Source organism: Alkalibacterium putridalgicola (genome assembly GCF_900109825.1).
Classification (GTDB): Bacteria; Bacillota; Bacilli; order Lactobacillales; family Carnobacteriaceae_A; genus Alkalibacterium; species Alkalibacterium putridalgicola.
In genome coordinates, this window is sequence record NZ_FOBL01000041.1 from 1 (window position 1) to 18678 (window position 18678).

At 38.4% G+C, this 18678-nt stretch carries 21 protein-coding genes; 2 read left to right on the plus strand and 19 right to left on the minus strand.

The features are described 5' to 3' along the window. From BMX84_RS10910 to BMX84_RS10955, 10 genes are all read right to left on the minus strand, one after another. Positions 1 to 278, minus strand: a 278-nt coding sequence (locus BMX84_RS10910) for a prolipoprotein diacylglyceryl transferase (RefSeq protein ID WP_177165555.1), incomplete at its 3' end; no start/stop codon positions are given. A gap of 71 nt (positions 279 to 349) precedes the next feature. Continuing rightward, positions 350 to 970, minus strand: coding sequence for an adenylate kinase (locus BMX84_RS10915; RefSeq protein WP_091489675.1), 621 nt, complete (start codon positions 968 to 970; stop codon positions 350 to 352). A 119-nt stretch (positions 971 to 1089) separates the two neighbouring features. Next, on the minus strand, positions 1090 to 3258 hold the full coding sequence (locus BMX84_RS10920) for a heavy metal translocating P-type ATPase (protein WP_091489678.1): 2169 nt from the start codon (positions 3256 to 3258) through the stop codon (positions 1090 to 1092). Positions 3259 to 3396: 138 nt separating this feature from the next. Further along, complete coding sequence (gene tcrZ, locus BMX84_RS10925) at positions 3397 to 3603, minus strand: copper chaperone TcrZ (RefSeq protein ID WP_062532177.1); 207 nt, start codon at positions 3601 to 3603, stop codon at positions 3397 to 3399. Positions 3604 to 3679: 76 nt separating this feature from the next. After that, positions 3680 to 3943 carry a hypothetical protein gene (locus BMX84_RS10930; protein WP_091482189.1) on the minus strand — a complete coding sequence of 88 codons (264 nt, stop codon included), beginning with the start codon at positions 3941 to 3943 and terminating at the stop codon, positions 3680 to 3682. A gap of 24 nt (positions 3944 to 3967) precedes the next feature. Beyond that, a complete protein-coding gene (locus BMX84_RS10935) occupies positions 3968 to 6436 on the minus strand; it encodes a heavy metal translocating P-type ATPase (RefSeq protein ID WP_091489681.1) in 2469 nt (822 codons plus the stop codon). Between the two features lie 12 nt (positions 6437 to 6448). Next, the gene (locus tag BMX84_RS10940) at positions 6449 to 6904 is read right to left on the minus strand and encodes a CopY/TcrY family copper transport repressor (protein ID WP_091489684.1); all 456 of its coding nucleotides are present in this window, start codon (positions 6902 to 6904) and stop codon (positions 6449 to 6451) included. A 561-nt stretch (positions 6905 to 7465) separates the two neighbouring features. Further along, positions 7466 to 8356, minus strand: a complete 891-nt coding sequence (locus tag BMX84_RS10945) for a fructose bisphosphate aldolase (protein WP_091489687.1) — start codon at positions 8354 to 8356, stop codon at positions 7466 to 7468. 118 nt (positions 8357 to 8474) lie between these two features. After that, positions 8475 to 9482: a type I glyceraldehyde-3-phosphate dehydrogenase gene (gene gap / locus BMX84_RS10950; protein ID WP_091489688.1), complete on the minus strand. Its 1008-nt coding sequence runs from the start codon at positions 9480 to 9482 to the stop codon at positions 8475 to 8477. Positions 9483 to 9899: 417 nt separating this feature from the next. Continuing rightward, complete coding sequence (locus tag BMX84_RS10955) at positions 9900 to 10064, minus strand: YdhK family protein (protein ID WP_307723344.1); 165 nt, start codon at positions 10062 to 10064, stop codon at positions 9900 to 9902. Positions 10065 to 10450: 386 nt separating this feature from the next. Here BMX84_RS10955 and BMX84_RS10960 point away from each other — a divergent pair, with 386 nt between their 5' ends. After that, positions 10451 to 10891 carry an FAD/NAD(P)-binding protein gene (locus tag BMX84_RS10960; RefSeq protein WP_091489691.1) on the plus strand — a complete coding sequence of 147 codons (441 nt, stop codon included), beginning with the start codon at positions 10451 to 10453 and terminating at the stop codon, positions 10889 to 10891. Between the two features lie 113 nt (positions 10892 to 11004). Here the strand turns inward: BMX84_RS10960 and BMX84_RS12820 are convergent, their stop codons facing one another. From BMX84_RS12820 to BMX84_RS11005, 9 genes are all read right to left on the minus strand, one after another. After that, positions 11005 to 11196, minus strand: coding sequence for a hypothetical protein (locus BMX84_RS12820; protein ID WP_091489694.1), 192 nt, complete (start codon positions 11194 to 11196; stop codon positions 11005 to 11007). Between the two features lie 57 nt (positions 11197 to 11253). Then, positions 11254 to 12441, minus strand: a complete 1188-nt coding sequence (locus BMX84_RS10970) for an IS256 family transposase (RefSeq protein ID WP_091489696.1) — start codon at positions 12439 to 12441, stop codon at positions 11254 to 11256. Positions 12442 to 12644: 203 nt separating this feature from the next. Beyond that, positions 12645 to 13271, minus strand: coding sequence for a class I SAM-dependent methyltransferase (locus tag BMX84_RS10975; protein ID WP_091489699.1), 627 nt, complete (start codon positions 13269 to 13271; stop codon positions 12645 to 12647). Positions 13272 to 13363: 92 nt separating this feature from the next. Continuing rightward, on the minus strand, positions 13364 to 13591 hold the full coding sequence (locus BMX84_RS10980; RefSeq protein WP_068710713.1) for an SHOCT domain-containing protein: 228 nt from the start codon (positions 13589 to 13591) through the stop codon (positions 13364 to 13366). A gap of 29 nt (positions 13592 to 13620) precedes the next feature. Next, positions 13621 to 15000, minus strand: a complete 1380-nt coding sequence (locus BMX84_RS10985) for a multicopper oxidase family protein (RefSeq protein WP_246119143.1) — start codon at positions 14998 to 15000, stop codon at positions 13621 to 13623. A gap of 202 nt (positions 15001 to 15202) precedes the next feature. Beyond that, a complete protein-coding gene (locus BMX84_RS10990) occupies positions 15203 to 15589 on the minus strand; it encodes a DUF302 domain-containing protein (protein WP_010620814.1) in 387 nt (128 codons plus the stop codon). Positions 15590 to 15617: 28 nt separating this feature from the next. After that, positions 15618 to 15881 carry an SHOCT domain-containing protein gene (locus tag BMX84_RS10995; protein WP_017866944.1) on the minus strand — a complete coding sequence of 88 codons (264 nt, stop codon included), beginning with the start codon at positions 15879 to 15881 and terminating at the stop codon, positions 15618 to 15620. Positions 15882 to 15892: 11 nt separating this feature from the next. Further along, positions 15893 to 16075, minus strand: coding sequence for an SHOCT domain-containing protein (locus tag BMX84_RS11000; RefSeq protein ID WP_010620812.1), 183 nt, complete (start codon positions 16073 to 16075; stop codon positions 15893 to 15895). Positions 16076 to 16354: 279 nt separating this feature from the next. After that, positions 16355 to 17434: an IS30 family transposase gene (locus BMX84_RS11005; RefSeq protein WP_091489703.1), complete on the minus strand. Its 1080-nt coding sequence runs from the start codon at positions 17432 to 17434 to the stop codon at positions 16355 to 16357. 797 nt (positions 17435 to 18231) lie between these two features. Between BMX84_RS11005 and BMX84_RS11010 the strand changes: the two genes are divergently transcribed. Then, the coding region (locus tag BMX84_RS11010) for an O-acetyl-ADP-ribose deacetylase (RefSeq protein WP_091489705.1) at positions 18232 to 18678 on the plus strand (447 nt) is incomplete at its 3' end.

Genomic DNA, 18678 nt, shown 5'->3' on the forward strand with positions numbered 1-18678 from the left:
CCACCATTCCAGATTGCGATGATTTCACTCGGATTCTGTATATAGTAGTCCCATTTGAATAAAACGTAATAAAGTCGGGCACCGATAAAGCCAATTGGTATGGCCCATAATGCCATATCTACCATGGTATCTTCTTCAAGTCCCAGTTTTTGAGCTTCCTTTGTAGCTAATGAAATGCCGATCAGCATCGCTAGAGCAATAATAATTCCGTACCAATTAATTTTTATCGGGCCAATTGAAATAGCAACTGGATCGATTACACTAAGTAAAACATTCATTCTTCAATCCCCTTCATAGCTTACATTAGTTAATTGTTTTAAATCACATAATTTAAGTTCAATTTGTGTAGTTATTTGTTTACAGACAATAAACCCTCATTTATATTGTCAAACACATTGTCAAAATCCCCTTCACCATTGATAACGTAAAGCAGATTTTGCTCCTTGTAGAAGTGAATAAGTGATTCCATTAATTCCTTATTAATGTGTAGCCTATTTTCAATCACTTCTGGTTTGTCATCCAGTCGAATTTTTTCCCTTTTTGCTTCGATTTGGGAATTTCCTTGTTTTTCTTTTGAACGAAGATTCCCTCGTTGCGCTAACCGATGTCTTAACGTATCCTGACTTACATCTAAAAAGAAAACAGCGTCTAAATTCTGTTTCTGACTTTGTAGGTAAGCTTCGAGCATTTTTGCTTGGTGTAGGGCACGTGGGTAACCATCCAGAACAAAGCCATTTTCAACATCTTTTTCTTGTAAGCGACTCTTAACCAATGAGTTTATCCACTCATCTGGAACTAGCTCTCCTTTATTCATATATTCTTGCACTCTGAGTCCGAATGTATCTTTCTCCTTGGCTGCTTCTCGTAACATTTCACCAGTTGAAATAGCCGTCAGGTGGTACTTCTCTGCGATTCTTTTAGCTTGAGTGCCTTTCCCAGCACCGGGTAACCCTAAAAGGACCAGCCTCATAATTTTTCCTCCTTATAAACTAAAAAAGGAAGAGATGATTTTTTAAATTATTCCATCTCTTCCTTTCCTGTGAAACTATTGTATTTTTACACGTTAAGGTGATTCAATTATTCGACATGTTAATCGACACTTGATTTAGGATCTAACCTTAGGAACATAGCGTTGATTGCGACAACAACTGTTGACACCGACATAAGAACTGCTCCAATCGCTGGACTTAATGTGATACCAATTGGTGCTAGTATTCCTGCAGCTATTGGGATCGCGATAAAGTTATACCCTGCTCCCCAAACAAGATTTTCTTTCATCTTACGTGTGGTCTTCTGAGCCAACTCGATAAAGGATTCAATGTCGCCAGGGTCTGACTGTGTCAAGATGACATCGGCTGAATCCAATGCTACTTGAGTTCCGGCACCAACAGCTATACCAACGTCTGCTAATGCAAGAGAAGGTGCATCGTTGACCCCGTCACCGACCATGATAACTTTCTTTCCTTCTGCTTTAAGTTTTTCAACTAATTCATATTTGTCTTGAGGAGATTGACTAGCTAGATAATCAATACCTAAAATTTCTGCAGCTCCTTGAGCCGCTTTTTCATTGTCACCCGTTGCCATAATCGGCTGAATCTTGTTCTTTTTAAGGGCTTGTATTAAGTCTTTACTTGTTGGTTTTAATTCATCCCCTAAAGCTACAGCACCGATTGCTTCGTCGTTTTCTACTAAGACACTGAGGGTTGCTCCTTTTGGAATATCCATATCCAGATTACGTCCATATGCTTTTTGACTGATTAATTGATAACGATGTCCGTTAGCTTGACCTTCTACACCAGCGCCAGAAATAACATCAATCGAATCAAAACTTACTGGACGTATCCCTTGCTGTTCTGCGTAACTAATAATTGACTGAGCGATAGGGTGACTAGATCCGCCTTCGATACCTGCCAATAAGGCAACAATTTCATCTTTCGTATATTTATCATTAAAGAGTTCAACATCTGATACTTTAAACTCACCAGTTGTTAAAGTTCCCGTTTTATCTAAAACCATAACATCTGCGTTTGTAGTCAACTCCAAAGCGTCCCGGTCTTTCACTAATAATCCCCGACTGGCCCCTAAGCTGGTACTACGAGCAGTCACCAATGGAATAGCCAGACCCAGGGCATGCGGACAAGCAATAACTAATGTGGTGACTGTAAAAATAACTGCCATTGGTACATCAGCTATAACCATCCATATGACAAAGGCAATAAGCGCTACAATAACCGCAATATAAAAGAGCCATCCTGCAACTTTTTGTGCAAGATTTTCTGCTCGAGATGGTTGGCTTTGAGCTTGACTGATTAATGTCTGAACCTGAGAAATGAAGGACTTATCGCCCGTCTGCTTTATTTCCACATAGAGGACACCACTACCATTTGTTGATCCACCGATGACCTCATCTCCGGGATTTTTTTCAATTGATTTCGATTCCCCAGTCAAAAGTGCTTCGTTAACACGTGATTCGCCGCGCTGAATGGTTCCATCTGCTGGAACATTTTCTCCAGCCTGAACACGAATCAAATCGCCTACTTGCAAGTCAGCAACTGGACGTGTTTCAATTGAATCGTCTTCCAATACAACGTGAGCATCTTTCGGTACCAATTCAGCTAATGCTTTTTGTGCATCTCCGGCTTCTCCAACAGCTTTCATCTCAATCCAGTGACCTAACAACATGATTAATACTAATGAAGAAAATTCAAAGAAAAAGTCCATCACATGTTCACCAGTCACATATCCAGCAATGACTGCATAAACACTGTAAAAGTAGGAAACCGAGATACCAAGAGTGACAAGAGCCATCATTCCAGGAGCTTTTTCTTTAAACTCATCCACTGCTCCCATATAGAAAGGTTTACCGCCATAAATGTACAAAATCGTAGAGAGAAGAGCCACGAGTATATCAGAATACTGAAATGTAAACTGAAATGGTAGTTGGAACCCAAACATAGGGGATAATAACATAATAATGATTCCCAATGGCAATGACTTTAAAAAGAGTTCCTTGAAATCTCCATGGTGGTGATGCTCGTGCCCGCCATGCCCACTGTGGTCATGACCAGCATGATGATCGTGGTGCCCCCCGTGAGCCCCTTCTTCTACCTGTTCTTCATGATAAGCGTGACCAACATGTTCGTCATGTTGATGATTATGGTCTCCGTGATGTTCCATTTCATTATGGTCGTGTTTTGAGTGATCCATGTCGCCGTGATTATGATGACTATGTGACGAATGTTTTTTGTTATTACTCATTTTTGATTCCTCCTTATTAGATTAGAGACTGATTTTAAAGTTTTAGAACCCTCTCATCTAACACTGCATATAATTATCATGAAAAGGGTTCTATACTTTATCTCTATCTACTATCTATGAATAAATGGCATTCGTACTTTATGCACTTAATACTGAATAGTTAGTTTCTGCTAAAGCAGCATTGAGCGTTTCGGTATCAATCTCTGTTTGACTTTCAAGTACTGCTTTTTTAGTCGCTAAATCAACCTCTACAGATTCAACCCCTTCAATAGCTGAAAATTTTTCTTGCACTGTATTGGCACAACCTGCACATTTTACGCCATCTAATAAGACTTCTTTTTTCATCATTCATTCTCCTTTTTCTTTTAATTTTTTTATCTTCTTCAAATCGAAGAAGGTCAAAAATAAATCCAATAAACAATTAACCGGCCGGAAAGTCAAAGTGGATTTCTCTACAACAGTGACAGTGAGCCGCTTCAATGATTCCCTTTAACAACAGAGGCACGTCCATCAGCGAAGAAAGGAAACTTTTTCGCGTGACATTCTTACTTATATGGACGAAAATCATTTTTTTGTGAATTCCGCTAAATATTTCTTCAACGGTCGATTTGGCCATAAACTCCTCTTCTATTGCTTCGGCGCACTTAACACAACCAATCCCTTCAATAATCAACCCCGGTCTCATCTTTGTCCTCCTTTAACATTTGTTTCACTTAACAGGCGAAGGGTTGAATCGTCTTAACCGTAAAGCATTGAGCAAGACCGACACCGAACTGAAACTCATTGCGACTGCCGCAAAAATCGGGCTCATCAGCGGGCCGCCGAAAATATACAAGAGACCCATTGCAACTGGAATACCTACAAGGTTGTAAGCAAAAGCCCAGAACAAGTTTTGTTTAATGTTTCGTAGCGTTGTATGACTTAAATCAATCGCAGTCAATACAGCTGTTAAATCATTACGCATGAGGACAATATTAGCTGATTCAATCGCCACGTCCGTACCTGATCCAACTGCAATTCCGATATCCGCTTGAGCCAATGCTGGTGCATCATTAATGCCGTCTCCAACCATCGCTACCTTCTTACCTGCCTCTTGTAGTTTTTTGACTTCCTCTGCTTTATCTTCAGGTAATACTTCACTTAATACGCGGTCAATACCCGCTTGCTTAGCTATCGCTTTGGCTGTACGTTTGTTATCTCCAGTAATCATAATGACTTCGATGTTACGTTTTTTAAGTTCTTTAACAGCCTTCATACTATTTTCTTTTAATGTATCCGCTACTGCGACAATTCCAGCCAATTCTCCGTCTATAGAGAGATACATCGGTGTTTTTCCTTCGTCTGCTAAACGATCGGATTCTTTTTCCATGCTTGATAAATCAATATTCTGCTCTACCATCAGCTTGCGGTTTCCAATGTACATATTTTTGCCATCAATTTCTACTTTAATACCGTGTCCAGGAATGGCTTCAAAATGATCCGGCTTAGTTAATGACATATTCTCTTCTTTTGATTTTTGTACAATGGCTTCGCCTAATGGGTGTTCAGATCCAGTTTCACCAGAAGCTGCATAATATAAAAGCTCTTCTTCAGTAATCAAAGGAGTCACTAAAATATCCGTCACGATAGGTTTACCTTCTGTCAGGGTTCCTGTTTTATCAAATACAATCGTCTCTAGATTATGAGTGGTTTCTAGCGCCTCACCATTTTTTATCAAGACACCATGTTCTGCCCCTTTTCCGGTTCCAACCATAATACTTGTTGGAGTCGCCAAACCTAAGGCACATGGACAAGCAATGACAAGGGTTGTTATGATAACGGATAAAGCGAATATACCTGTTTGACCTGCAATTAACCAAGCAACTCCTGCTAAAATGGCTAATCCGATAACAATCGGTACGAAATATCCTGTAATGATATCGGCCATTCGAGCAATGGGTGCTTTAGACCCTTGTGCATCTTCTACCATTTTTATAATTTGGGATAGGGTTGTATCGCTTCCCACTCGAGTGGCGCGGTATTCAATGGAACCATTATTATTTATACTCGCCCCAATAACCTCGTCTCCATCTTGCTTTTCAACAGGAATACTTTCTCCTGTCAGCATCGATTCATCAACTGTAGTACGTCCTTCAACAACAACACCATCTACAGGCATTCTTTCTCCCGGACGAACTCTAATGATATCTCCTATAGCGACAGCTTCCACAGCAATTTCCTGTTCTTCACCATTACGTATCACTCGAGCTGTTTTAGGAGCCAAGCTAACTAATTTCTCAATAGCTGAGGACATTTGCCCCTTTGAGCGGTCTTCTAAAAATAGTCCTAAAGTATGGAGCGCCAAGATAACACCGGTCACTTCATAATAAAGTAACTCTGAAAAATTACCATAACCTAAGCCAGTTCCGATTGTCGCAGCAAGGCTGTAAACAAATGCAGCCGCCGTACCAAGCGCAATCAGGGAATCCATATTTGGGTGACCTTTAAATAAACTTTTAAATCCCTTCTGGAAATATTCCCAGCTTACTACCATTATCGGCAAAGTCAGAATAAGTTGTAAAAGAGAAAAATTAAATGCATTTATCATTGGGTCAACGATATTTGGTAGAGGCATACCGACCATTGGACCCATGGATATAATTAATAGAGGGATTGTAAATATAATGGATATCCCAAAACGATTTAGAAGTTGCTTTATTCTTTTTTCTTTTTTCTCACGCTTCTCTGCTCGTGAATTATCTTGAGTATCCGTAGTCTCTAATACGGCTGCATAACCACTATTGGATACAGCACCAGTCACATCAGATACTGAAATTGCCGACGGGTTATAGGAAACTTGCATTTTTTCTGTCGCTAAATTGACGGAAGCTTTATCTACGCCCGACAACTTTCCGACGGCTTTTTCAATTGTCTGTGCACAGGATGCACAGGTCATACCTTCAATTGCAAAGGTTTGCGTCTTTCCCTCTTGGGCAATCAGTTCATACCCTGAATTATCCACCGCTTTTTGTAGATTTTCTACCGAAAAAGTTGGTTCATTGTATTCTATACTCAACTTTTCTGTTGCTAGGTTCACAGAAGCCTTTGTGACCCCATGCACCTTTTTTGCTGCTTTTTCTACTGTCTGTGCACAAGACGCACAGGTCATACCTTCTATGGCAAATGATTTATTCTCCAATTTTTTCGCTCCTTATTCTCCATGATGATGTAAATGGCAATCGCATTGCCCTTCTGCACACTGACAATCAACTTCTTCTACTGCGAAAGCTTTTTTCATCTCTAATATTTCTTCTAGCCGTTGGATATCATCGAAACTTAAAGTATGATCCTTAATGATACTCTCTATTACATTCCCGACATTCTTCCGACAAATACGATCGAAAATATCGTTTGAAAAACTTCTTACCGCTTCTTTCTCTTCGATATTTGCCGAATAAATATATTTTCTACCTTCTTGCTCTGTATTCAGTGCGCCTTTTTCCACGAGTCGACCTAAGAGCGTTTTGGTTGTCGCTTGTTTCCAGTCCATTTTCCCTTCCAATGTAGAAATGACTTCTTTACTAGTCACTTGGGTATTCGCCCAGACTACACGCATGACTTCCCATTCAGCATCGGTTATATGAAGGTCTACAGCTATAGTACTCATATTCTCTCCCTCTTTCGTTTACGCGCGTAAACATTAACGTTAAATAGAGTTTACATTAGTAAACGATTATTGTCAAGAGTTTATGTAAATGAATAATTTGTGATGTATTATTTTTTATAACTTTTTAACTTTCGTTTCGATGCGACACGCCTGACGAAAATATGGCTTGTGTTTTAGTTCATTAATTAGGGATTGGTTCGTCGGACACTTCTTTTTAAAAAAAACACCGAAAATAAGCTTTTTCAGAATGTCGGCGGATAGACATCCCACTGTACGGGTTTTCTATCCCCCGATTTCATTTTGATTACAAATTTGAGCCTAACAGGCTCAAGGGGTCACAGCATCGCAAATTATTCATCTACAAACTATTTCAGCTTTAAACACAAAAAAAGCAAGGTGAGAGCCCTGCCTTTTTGCGTCTTTATCGGACTATAATTGTATGAGTAGCTCATTGGGGAGTACCATCTTAAAATCTAGGAGAATGATATGCTACTCTCTGTCTATACTATAACTCGAATGTAAGTTCTGGTATATGAATATTGTAAGTTTTTTTGCAAAGATTTAGTTTTTTACAACAGAAGCTTCATAAATAGAATCCACTGCTTCTTTTAGTTTTGCATCAAAGTCTGCATCACTTTGATTAACAGACAAGTCCTGCGTAAGCGCCCGTGAAAAACTTGCTATAACATTGTCATTTTGACTAAGTATTTCGTTCGCTTCGTCTGTTTCATAACCACCTGATAAAGCAACAACACGTAAAACTTGTGAATGATCGGCTAATTCTTGATATAAATTAGCTTTCGTTGGGATAGTTAATTTCAACATCACATAATCATCAGTAGCTAATGCATCTAAATGTTTTTTAATGGATTGGTTTAAATATTCCTCAATTTGTTCTTTATCTTCAGAATGAATATTCACTTCAGGTTCAACGATAGGAACTAAGCCAGCATCAATTATTTCTTGAGCAACTTGAAACTGCTGGGTGACTACATCATCGATGCCTTTTTCATTATATGAAAGAATGTTTGAACGCATTTTTGTACCAAACATATTTTGTTCTTTTGCTTGTTTAAGTAAATTATTAAGTCCTGGAATTGGCTTCATTAATTGTACACCATACTCTTCATCTGCAAGTCCTTGATCTATTTTAATAAACGGAACAATTCCTTTATCGCTTAAATAATCTCCAGTATACTGACCTTCTATCCTATTATTCATCGTATGTTCAAATAAAATCGCGCCAATAATTTTATCCGGAGTAAAAGATGGAGATGTGATGATTCGTGTACGCATTTTGTGAACAAGATCAAACATTTCATTGTCATTTGAATACTGGTCTTCACTGACCCCATAAGCATTCAGAGCTTTTGGTGTACTACCACCGCTTTGATCAAGTGCCGCGATAAAGCCGTCTTTATTCTTTATAGTATCAAAATGTTCTTGATTCATTGATAAATTCCCCTCCATAGATTTTCTGAAATTCCCATAGTTATCCTTCACTAATTAGTTTATTAAAAATTTTCATCCTATACCACTGATTTATCTTCTCCTTATGCATATTTTTTAATTATTTATTTAATCGAGAAACATATTCTGTTAAACGCACCAAATTAGAAACAAAACCATATTCACTGTCGTACCATGCGACTGTTTTTACTAATTGACTATCTTCATGCTCTATGACTTCTGTTTGGGTAGCATCAAAAATTGATCCAGCAACACTGCCCAGAATATCTGACGAAACAATCGGGTCGTCTGTGTACTCAAATGATTCATTTGCTACCTCAAACATGACTTGATTGACTTGATCGATTGTTACTTTTTGGTTTAAATTCGTATAGAATTCCACTAATGCGCCACCTAAAAGAGGTACCCTCACAGCCGTTCCATCAATAACACCATCTAATTCAGGAATGACGTTACCAACCGCTTGTGCCGCTCCAGTAGTCGTCGGTATAGCATTCATTGCTGCCGCACGTCCTCTTCTAAGATCATCATTTGGACTGTCGTGTAATTTCTGCGAAGGGGTGTATGCTTTAACTGTTGTCATCAAACCAGTCGCAATCCCAAAGTTTTGATGAAGTGCGTTCGCGAGAGGCGCCAAACAATTTGTAGTACAAGACGCAGCTGATAGAATTACATCTTCTTTTGAGAGGTCTGTTTCGTTTACGCCAAAAACAATGGTTTTAGTTGTTTCATCTTTTGCTGGTGCAGTAATGATGACTTTATTCGCCCCGGCGTCAAGGTGTGCCTGTGCCTTTTCGGCTGATGTATACATACCAGTTGACTCAATGACGATATCTACACCTAGTTCAGACCAAGGAAGTTCCTTTGCGTCTTGTTCTTGGTACATCTCAATGGCCTGATCATCGATAATTAAGCTATCCTTTATTGCTTCAACTTTATAAGGTGCACGGCCATAGGTTGTATCATATTTGTAAAGGTAAGTCAGTGTGTCTATATCAGCCAAATCATTAATAGCTACGACTTTTAAGTCCGATTTGGAATCAATTAACCTTCTTAAAACCGTTCGCCCAACACGACCAAATCCATTAATTGCTATTTTAGTAGTCATTATATTCCTCCATTTAATTTTTTAATTATGTACTATTTTTCTTGATGAATATGTGCTGGTTATCCTTAATTAGCAGCCAAAGTTTTAACATTAACTCCTCCTCTACGTCTACACGTGTAAACCATAAGTTGATTTGAGTTTACATTAGTAAACGCTTATTGTCAAGAGTTTTTTTGAAATAGCATTTTTTTGTGATCTTACTCTGACAAGTTTTCGAGATTCTTAAAATATCTTATAGAGGTTATAAAAATGAACAAGCCAATTATAATAATTCCTTCTGATATTGTTATTGATTTATTACCTATTATTTTAATTTAATAAGGAACATAAAATCCCTATACATAAGAAGGTATCACTAAGTCTTCTCATATACAGGGATTTTTTCTATATTTAATTGATCGCACATTTTTTGGATTATTATTCTTGACCTAGTTCCTCTTCAGTCAGCCACTTATGGTTACGAACTACTTCTCCGCCGTCGGTTGGTTGATAATCTACCATATATACAGTTGATGTAACAGCATCATCAATTGTTGCAGTTGCTCCTTCCATACCTTCCATATGTCTAGCTTCTAATGTCACTTCTTCTCCGGGTTCAACAGCACTTTCAGTTGACTCAGCAATTTATCTCCTCCAATAATAAGTTTCGTCTACAGATGTAGATATAGACTATGTTCTTAGTTTATGGCTGTCTATCTACATTGTCAAACATTTCGATTTTTTATTAATTACAAGTAAAGACTTATGTCTGTTTACCATTTTTTCAATAGTTGAGAAGCGGTTCTACAATAAAGAAGTAGACCGTCCTAGAAATTAAAAACAGAGTAATTATTCGTTAGATCGTCTTTAAATCGTTTATTAATCTCACTAAGTTTTATTTTAATTGTTTTAGAGGGCTTCTTTTACAAGTTCAGTCAAGCCCATAATCTTGTGTAAAATACTATGGATTTATTCCTCTGGAAACAATGGTGGACTGGTCTAAGAAAGAAGTGAAACTGCATGGCATTGCGCTCAAAAAAATGTGGCACACTTACGGAGAAGGAACCATTGAAAGATTAAAACGTGACATGGAGAGCCTGAATAAAATTGGACAATGCCAATCGATCATTCATCAGCTCGACGATGTACTGCCCGAATTATGGGAAACTTTAAGAGAGACGGACAAAGAACAGTTCTTGACCAAGTATGGACGGAAATGGGAAAAATTCAGGAGTCCGGTACCAAAGAAGACCGCTCATAAATTAATTAATTTTTACGACAAAGGAAAGCTCCATTTAACCGGACGTAAAAAAGATATTATAAAAGAAAATGAGTCAATCAGTACCGAGCTGGAAAACGATGTTAACGTCAATTCAAGTGGGCTATGTTATCAATGCTGCCGGACAAAAGAAAAACGTGTCTTTACATGAAGAGGAAATGCCACTTGTAAGACAGTTATTAGACGATTTTCCCCCGCTCATCACTTCCTTTTTTGTTTTTCTCCTTTTTTATGGGCTTCTTTAAAGCAATGATGATCTTTTTTCTAATCAAATGAACTTGTGTCTACTAATAGCAATTTGAGTGCAAATGCATGAAAAATTACTTCAAATTCATTTTTGTGTGTGGATAAAGCAATTCCTGCTTCACATTGAAAAATTAATTTGTTGTCACTAATATGTATGCTTTCATTTTTTGTATCATTTCTATAATATTCTTCCCATATATTCTCGTACATAAGGGGAGTGTCAATAATTATGTGTAAATGAAGTACTCCTTCTATAAAATCGATTTATTAATTTGTTAATCTTTCAAACATTTTTTCTAGCTCTGCTTCAGCTTGTTGGAAGCCGCGGTGAATCCGTGTCAAAAACTTCTGATTGTACGTATCAAAACGGGAAACCAAAAAGCGATCCATAGATTCTTCATTCTGAAATTGCTCTTTACGTCGACTATACTTTTTAATTTGTTTATTAAAGGATTCAATCAAATTAGTGGAATACAAGCTCCTACGGATTGATAAAGGGAAATCGTAAAATGTAAGTAAGTTATCATTTTCTAGAATAGACTTGGCCAGTTTAGAGTAGCTACTGCGCCATTTTTCTGAGAAAGCAAGGCGAGCTTCAAGGGCCGTCTCTCGTGAATCTGCTTGATAAATCGTCTTAAAGTCTTCGCATATTTCCTTGCGATCAGCGACGCGTACTTTACTAGAAATGTTGCGAGAAACATGGACACAACAGTGTTGGTAAGCTGCTTGAGGAAAAACGTGATGAATCGTATCTTTAATACCCTTGAGACCGTCGGTCACGAAAAGAAGAACATCATTGACACCACGGTCGGATAAATCTTCCAATATCTCTTTCCATGTGACGGTCGATTCATTAGGGGCAATAGCGTATCCTAGGACTTCTTTGGCACCATCTGGTCGAATTCCCACCGCAATGTGTATGGCTTCTTTCTCAACGGTTTTCCGCTTCAAAGGAATATAGGTAGCGTCCAGATAAATGACTGCATAATGACTGTTTAGTTTACGCTTTTTGAACGCTGATACTTCTTCAGTAAAGACTTTAGTCATATTGGACATCGTTTGTGGTGTATAGTGATGACCGTACATTTTCTCAATCAAATCAGCAATCTCAGACATGGTAATATCTTTTTGAAAAAGATGAATGACGGTTTCTTCTAACGTGCCATTGGTTCGCTTATATGCAGGAAGAGTCTGTTGTTTAAATTCACCGTTGCGGTCGCGCGGAATCTGTAGATGAAGTTCGCCGTATTCTGTCTTGACCGTACGGTCATAGGACCCATTGCGTGAGTTCCCTGAATGGAAACCAATCCGATCATACTTTTCGTAATCCAAAAAGGCAGTCAGCTCTGTTCTCAGGAGCGTATTTACGGCTAATTCCAAGTGCGAACGGAATAATTCGTTCAAATCACCTTTTGTAGCTAGAGTCTGTAAGATATCTGTAGTAAGATTGTTCATAGGGAAGTCCTCTTTTCTGTGAATTTAGTGTGGTAACTCTATTCTACAGAAGGGACTTCCTTTTTTCTATTTACACAAAATATTTTACACTCTCGTACACCCACCAGTGTTGCATAAAACTAGGGATCACTGCTAATTGTTGTTGGTGTTAACTTGATCACAAATGGTCTGCGGTTCTTCAACAAACGATATTAAAAATATCATTATTTTTTATTCCTTATTTCTATAATTTTTACAACGTCGCTCCATACATTCTTATAGGTAGTATCCTCTTTATTGAAGCCTGCTTCTTGTAAATTTTTCAAGGTTTGTCTATTGATATTTGCGCCCCAAATATGCAGGGGGATAAAATTGATACGATCCATAATTTTTCCAACAACTGGCTTGTTGCTTCGCATATGTTCCAACATAATAACCTTGCCGCCATTCTTGCAGACTCTTCGTATTTCTTTTAATCCTTTAACAGGATCAGGAACAGAGCAAAACACGCAGGAGGTGACCACTGTATCGAATGTATTATCTTCGAAAGTCATGTTTTCTGCATCCATTTCCATTAACGTGACATGATCCTTATCTTTACTCTTATTTTTAGCCTTTTCTAACATCTTTTCGCTGAAGTCTATTCCGGTGACTTCTTTATCTGTCGAATAAAACTCTAAATTTTTACCTGTGCCCACACCGACTTCCAATATTTTTTTCCCTTCTATTTTTTCGAATAATTCTTTTCTCCAATCATCCATCAGCATAGATTCCATCGGTTTTTCCATGAGGTCATATATTTTTGATACGCGATTGTATCTATTTTTTATTTTGTTGTTATCCTCAGCCAATCTTTCACCTCCTCAAAGCGGTTGCATGGACATATTTTACAGCTAACTTTTATATCATTTAAAATATTTAGAAGTAACTATTTTTATCTAGTTTACAGGTCCAAATTCTTTTTACGCCGACTATATTCTTGATCATCGATTTCTCCCCTGGCATATCTTTCATTTAAAATTTCCAGCGAAGAACTCTCTATCGGTCGTTTTTTCTGTCTATTATTTTTGGCTATCATGATCATGGACAAACCAATCAAAAACACAAGCACCACTGGTATCGGCCATAAAAATCCACTGCCTATTATTCCAGAACAAACTCCATCGTACATTTTGCCATCTCCATTACTCTCTTATCTATTTATTCAACTAAAAATTGACCCATCATACCCGCGTCTTCATGTTCCAATATGTGACAATGATACATGAACAAACCTTTCTGCTTGAACTTAACTAAAAGCCTTACTTCTTCTCCACTTTCTACCATCACCGTATCTTTCCATCCTTGTTCATTTAAAGGCGGTTCTCCTCCATTTCTTTCAATCACTTGAAACTGTACGCCATGGACGTGAAGAGGATGTGGCGTCTCGCCGCTCATCATTCCCATTCCAGCAGACTCATTAGTAACGACCCACTCTTCCAGTTCATTTAAATTCAGGTATTCATCTATTCTATCCATATCCATTTGCTTACCGTTTATAGCCACCATGGGTCCCATACCACTCATGACAAAGTCACGGGTCGTCACGACGTCATCTCTGTCATATTGAACGATGTCGACCAGTTCTTCAGGTATACTGCTGGAGCTGTCAGATTCTTCTGTAATAGTTATCGTCATCACTTCATAGCTGCCATCTCTCAAAACGACTTTATCACCTATGTTGTAATCTGAAAAATCTACGAGTATCTCGGCTCTTTCAGCTGGCGCCAGGGATACCTCATGCATTTCTATACTGTTTTCTAAAAAGCCTCCGTCAGAAGCAATCTGATAAAACGCAAGATTATCGCTGAAATTAAAGTCGTAAGCACGTGCATTCGAACCATTTAAAAGTCTGAGTCGAACAACTTCACTTTTCACATCCAGTTCAGGTGCGATTGCTCCATTGACCAGTACAGTGTCTCCCTTAAATCCATCCATCACATCTCTCATACCTAACTCATAGGGAATCTGTCCATCCTGTGTAAACCGTTTATCCTGTACGACAAGAGGAATATCATTGACGCCATGTTCTTTAGGTATGTTCAATTCTTTAGATTTTTCATCTTCTATATAGAAAAGGCCAGCTAATCCTTTGTACACTTGTTCACCTGTTTTATGCAGCAGATGTGGATGATACCAAAGCGTTGCAGCCGGTTGATCAATTGTAAAGTAAGGCTGCCAGCTTGACTTCGGGTCTACGACTTGATGGGGGCCACCATCCATCTCTCCAGGGACTTCTAATCCATGCCAGTGAACCGTTGTCGGCTCATCCAGTGTATTCGCTACATTGATTTTTACGTCGTCACCTTTATCCACTCTTATAATAGGGCCTAAATAATCACCATTGTAACCTAACGTTTCAGTTTCCTGTCCTTCAATGAATTCCTTTTTTCCATATTGTACATTCAAATCAAATTCTGCTTTTCCTTCTTCAGGGTTTTTATCCTCTAGTAGGGGCGGAATAGGCAACTTATTTTTTTTTTCATCTTTTGTATTATTCATTATTCCCGAATCAACTGCTTGTCTGTTGGGATTATCCACCCTTTCAAGCCCCCTTCCTGAATTTATGAAAAAGTAACCAATATACACTATAAGCAGGAGCATAGAAATGATTATAATTGTATACCATTTTCTGTTTTTATTCATTTGATCATCCTTATCGTTCTCAGACTATATTTATTCATCTAGTACTCAACTAAAAAGCCATCCTAAATACAATTTAAGACAGCTGTAATTACTTTTTTTAAACAGTCGATTCTATTGATTGTCTAAGTGTCCCCTCAACTTCTTTGGCAATTTCATTCAAATTGAAATCATCGAATAAATCGATTAAGGCTTCCGGACGTGTCATACCAATATATGTCTGATTATTTTTTTCTCTAACAACCATTTTACAAGGTAGAACATAGCCGATATGGATATTTTTTCCCATAACTTCTTTTGCTTTTTTAGGATTACATACTTCCATTACAACAAAATCCTCTTCAAAGTCTAATCCTTTTTCCTTAAGTTTGTCTTTAAAGTTAAGTTGCCACAATACACCAAACCCATTTTCTTTTAATTGTTCAGTTAACGAATCAATAGCCTCGCCAAGTTTCTTGTTTGTCTTTTTTTCATATACGATATGCATTGGTTTCTTCTCCTCGTTATATTTTTGATTACTCTCTCAACTTGTTTAGTTTATCTCTATACTCTTCCTCTGATATTTCTCCTCTAGCGTATCTCTCTTTTAATATATTAATGGCACGATTTGAGTTTGATGCATGGTCATTATTCGAACGATTCATCAGCATTTTTGCGATAAAGATGACTGCCCCAATAATAACTAACAATTTCAATCCATCATATATCATAAACCACCAACTATTCTCATAACCAAAATTCATCATGTTATCAAAACCGTTATACCAATAGCCGTGCATTGAATCACTCCTTATTCATTTAATGTTTCTTTTTTTATTCTATATGTTTCCTCATCTATTTCACCTTTGGCATATCGTTCATTTAAAATATCCAACGCACTATTCTGCTCTCTAAAAATACTTGTTCCATTCTGTTTATCTTCCAAGTATTTATAAATGAAATAACCAACTATAACAAATAATATGAGTCCCAAGCAGTCTCCTCCTTTTTCTATTTCCGCTTCCTTAACTTTACTGACAATTTATGGAGATTTTATGGATTCACGAATATATTATATATTTTTTGTAAATTTCAAGTTTAAGTTAGCCACTTGTTAAAAATATATTTCATGTGATTTTTTACGACTATCAACTCATATAGTGAGGGCTTGATAATGAGCTGAGGCATGATAGTTTTTTTGACAAGCTGGCCTAGGCCAGCTTCACAGCTTTCAAGTCATGCCGAAGGAGGCTCGTTGTCAAGCCCTCACGGGTTAAGCAGCCTGACGCTCTGATCGTAGTGCATTGACGAAGCTTTCATGTGGCGTTCTGTAATCCAATATTTTTCTAGGATAATCATTCATCCATTGTTGTATACGCAAGCATTGTGCTTCTGAGACTCGACCAATCGGCTTCCCTTTGGGAATGAAACGACGAATGAATTTATGCTGGTTCTCACTTGTTCCCCGTTCAAACGATGCATAGGGATGACTAAAATAGATGTCTAAAGTATCCTTTAAGGCCTCATAAAGTCCCGCGAACTCAGAACCATTATCAGACGTTATCGTTCTAAATAGTGTGGAGAATGTATGACCTGATCGTTTTTGAAGGTTACGAATCGCCTGATTAACCGATTCCTGATCTTTTCCGTTTATTTTTAAGATGATTTCAAATCGGGTCTGTCGTTCAGCCAAAGTGAGCAGTACAGCATCGGTCTTTTCTTTATTACCTACAACTGTATCAATTTCCCAGTAACCAAACGATTCACGGGTATCGATTTCTTTTGGTCGACGATCAATCGATGGGCCGAGAACGCGTTTGTTTGGCCGTTTCTTTTGAGCAGAAACCTTTGGTTTCCGAGATAACTTTTCCAGCAAATCAATGTTTTTCGTTCGCATAATCCCTCTATCTATCCAGCCATAAAGCGTGGTTGTACAAGGGATAATTGAAGCATCGAACAATTCATGTCTTTTAGCAAAACCTACCACCGTATCAGGGGACCATTTATCATCCAGCATTTTCTCATCAGCCCATTCAATGAACGCATCTGTATCGGCCCATTTTGGCCGCCGGCCACAGTTCAATCGCTGTTTATCATAGTTGGCTTGAGCAGCATCGGCATCATAGACTTTGTGGTAGTAATCATAAATCTTACCATTTTGCTTTTGACGTTTGAGCTGGTTGATTTCCCCACGATGAATCTCGTTATTGATGGTCTGAGGAACTCGCCCGATGACGTCAGCGATGCGTCTGTTGGAGTAATCTTCCTTTTTCAAAACAGCAATTTGAACCCTCTCTGCATATGATAAGTGTTTTCCTTTACGTGCTAATGTGGTATCGTTAGAGTGCGTCATGTGAATTCATCCTGTCTATTGAGAGTTAGTGGTAACTTCAATATAACATGAAATTCACATGGCGTTTTTTTATATTAGCCTGGGTGGCTAACTTCATTATAAAATCCAGCTTTTTTTTTAGGACATTGGTCCTTAATAACTCTACTGTAACTAGAGTTTAGATATACAGCGTTGTTTGCACTCTATTCCTATTTTAAAAAACTTGACCATGTGGGAAAGTGATACCTTAACATACAGCCATATCGAATTGTAAAAGTGGCTGAGATATCGTTGTTTTTTTCGAACTTCTATGCAAACCTGAATGCGCGTCTTGCCTTTGCGATAAACTGTATACATCATTAAAAGTGGAAATGAAATTTGACCTTTGTATTTTTAATAAAATAAATAGAACGGAGAGTTACAATGAAAAAAGAATCCAATCAACTGAGCTCACCCTCTGCTTTGGCCGGACTTTTCGGGCTTCTGCAGCCTTGATAGCCGTCGTTGCTGTCATTTATATCTTTGGCAAGAAAATCGACACCACAGACAACATCACAGAAAACGAATAACAGTTAATATAGCTTAGTCCTATAGTATAGTGTGAATGCCGATTCCCGGCTTTCTACACATAGCTATGTGGACTAAGCTTTTTATTTGCCTAAAATTAACCTGAGGTATACCATATTGATAAGAGGGTCACAAAGAAACAGGCGTGATCGTTTTCAGCGGGCATTAACCGGACCCAAAATTTGAATGGGAGACCAGCTGACGATCATGGAGCAGACCGAGTTATCATATTTATCTAAAGGAGGACGTCTATGAAGTGGAACGTGCATAGAGGCGACATTACAGAGTTGGAAGTCGACGCGATCGTCAACGCCGCCAATAAATCATTATTGGGTGGTGGAGGTGTTGACGGAGCCATCCACCGCGCGGCCGGACCGGAGTTGAAAGAGGCATGCAGAAAGCTGGGTGGAGCAGAGACCGGCGAAGCCAAGTTGACTGGAGGCTTCGATCTGCCAGCTGATTACGTTATCCATACAGTGGGTCCGGTTTATCGGGACGGTAAACACGGCGAACCGGAAAAACTGAAAGACTGCTACCGGAACAGTATCAAAGTCGCTAAAGAAAATGGCATACGGTCCATCGCCTTTCCAGCCATCAGTACCGGCATTTACGGCTATCCGCTTGAAGAAGCCAGTGAGATCGCCATCCGTACGGTTTATGAACTCACAAAGGACGATAACACGATCGATAAAGTCCTG

What these genes read in the sequence shown, in the direction of transcription:
- BMX84_RS10915 (WP_091489675.1), bottom strand. Translation starts at nt 970, where the DNA reads ATGAGGCTGGTCCTTTTAGGGTTACCCGGTGCTGGGAAAGGCACTCAA.
- BMX84_RS10920 (WP_091489678.1), bottom strand. Translation starts at nt 3,258, where the DNA reads ATGAGTAATAACAAAAAACATTCGTCACATAGTCATCATAATCACGGC.
- tcrZ (WP_062532177.1), bottom strand. Translation starts at nt 3,603, where the DNA reads ATGAAAAAAGAAGTCTTATTAGATGGCGTAAAATGTGCAGGTTGTGCC.
- BMX84_RS10930 (WP_091482189.1), bottom strand. Translation starts at nt 3,943, where the DNA reads ATGAGACCGGGGTTGATTATTGAAGGGATTGGTTGTGTTAAGTGCGCC.
- BMX84_RS10940 (WP_091489684.1), bottom strand. Translation starts at nt 6,904, where the DNA reads ATGAGTACTATAGCTGTAGACCTTCATATAACCGATGCTGAATGGGAA.
- BMX84_RS10945 (WP_091489687.1), bottom strand. Translation starts at nt 8,356, where the DNA reads ATGAATCAAGAACATTTTGATACTATAAAGAATAAAGACGGCTTTATC.
- gap (WP_091489688.1), bottom strand. Translation starts at nt 9,482, where the DNA reads ATGACTACTAAAATAGCAATTAATGGATTTGGTCGTGTTGGGCGAACG.
- BMX84_RS12820 (WP_091489694.1), bottom strand. Translation starts at nt 11,196, where the DNA reads ATGTACGAGAATATATGGGAAGAATATTATAGAAATGATACAAAAAAT.
- BMX84_RS10970 (WP_091489696.1), bottom strand. Translation starts at nt 12,441, where the DNA reads ATGAACAATCTTACTACAGATATCTTACAGACTCTAGCTACAAAAGGT.
- BMX84_RS10980 (WP_068710713.1), bottom strand. Translation starts at nt 13,591, where the DNA reads ATGTACGATGGAGTTTGTTCTGGAATAATAGGCAGTGGATTTTTATGG.
- BMX84_RS10990 (WP_010620814.1), bottom strand. Translation starts at nt 15,589, where the DNA reads ATGCATATCGTATATGAAAAAAAGACAAACAAGAAACTTGGCGAGGCT.
- BMX84_RS10995 (WP_017866944.1), bottom strand. Translation starts at nt 15,881, where the DNA reads ATGCACGGCTATTGGTATAACGGTTTTGATAACATGATGAATTTTGGT.
- BMX84_RS11005 (WP_091489703.1), bottom strand. Translation starts at nt 17,434, where the DNA reads ATGACGCACTCTAACGATACCACATTAGCACGTAAAGGAAAACACTTA.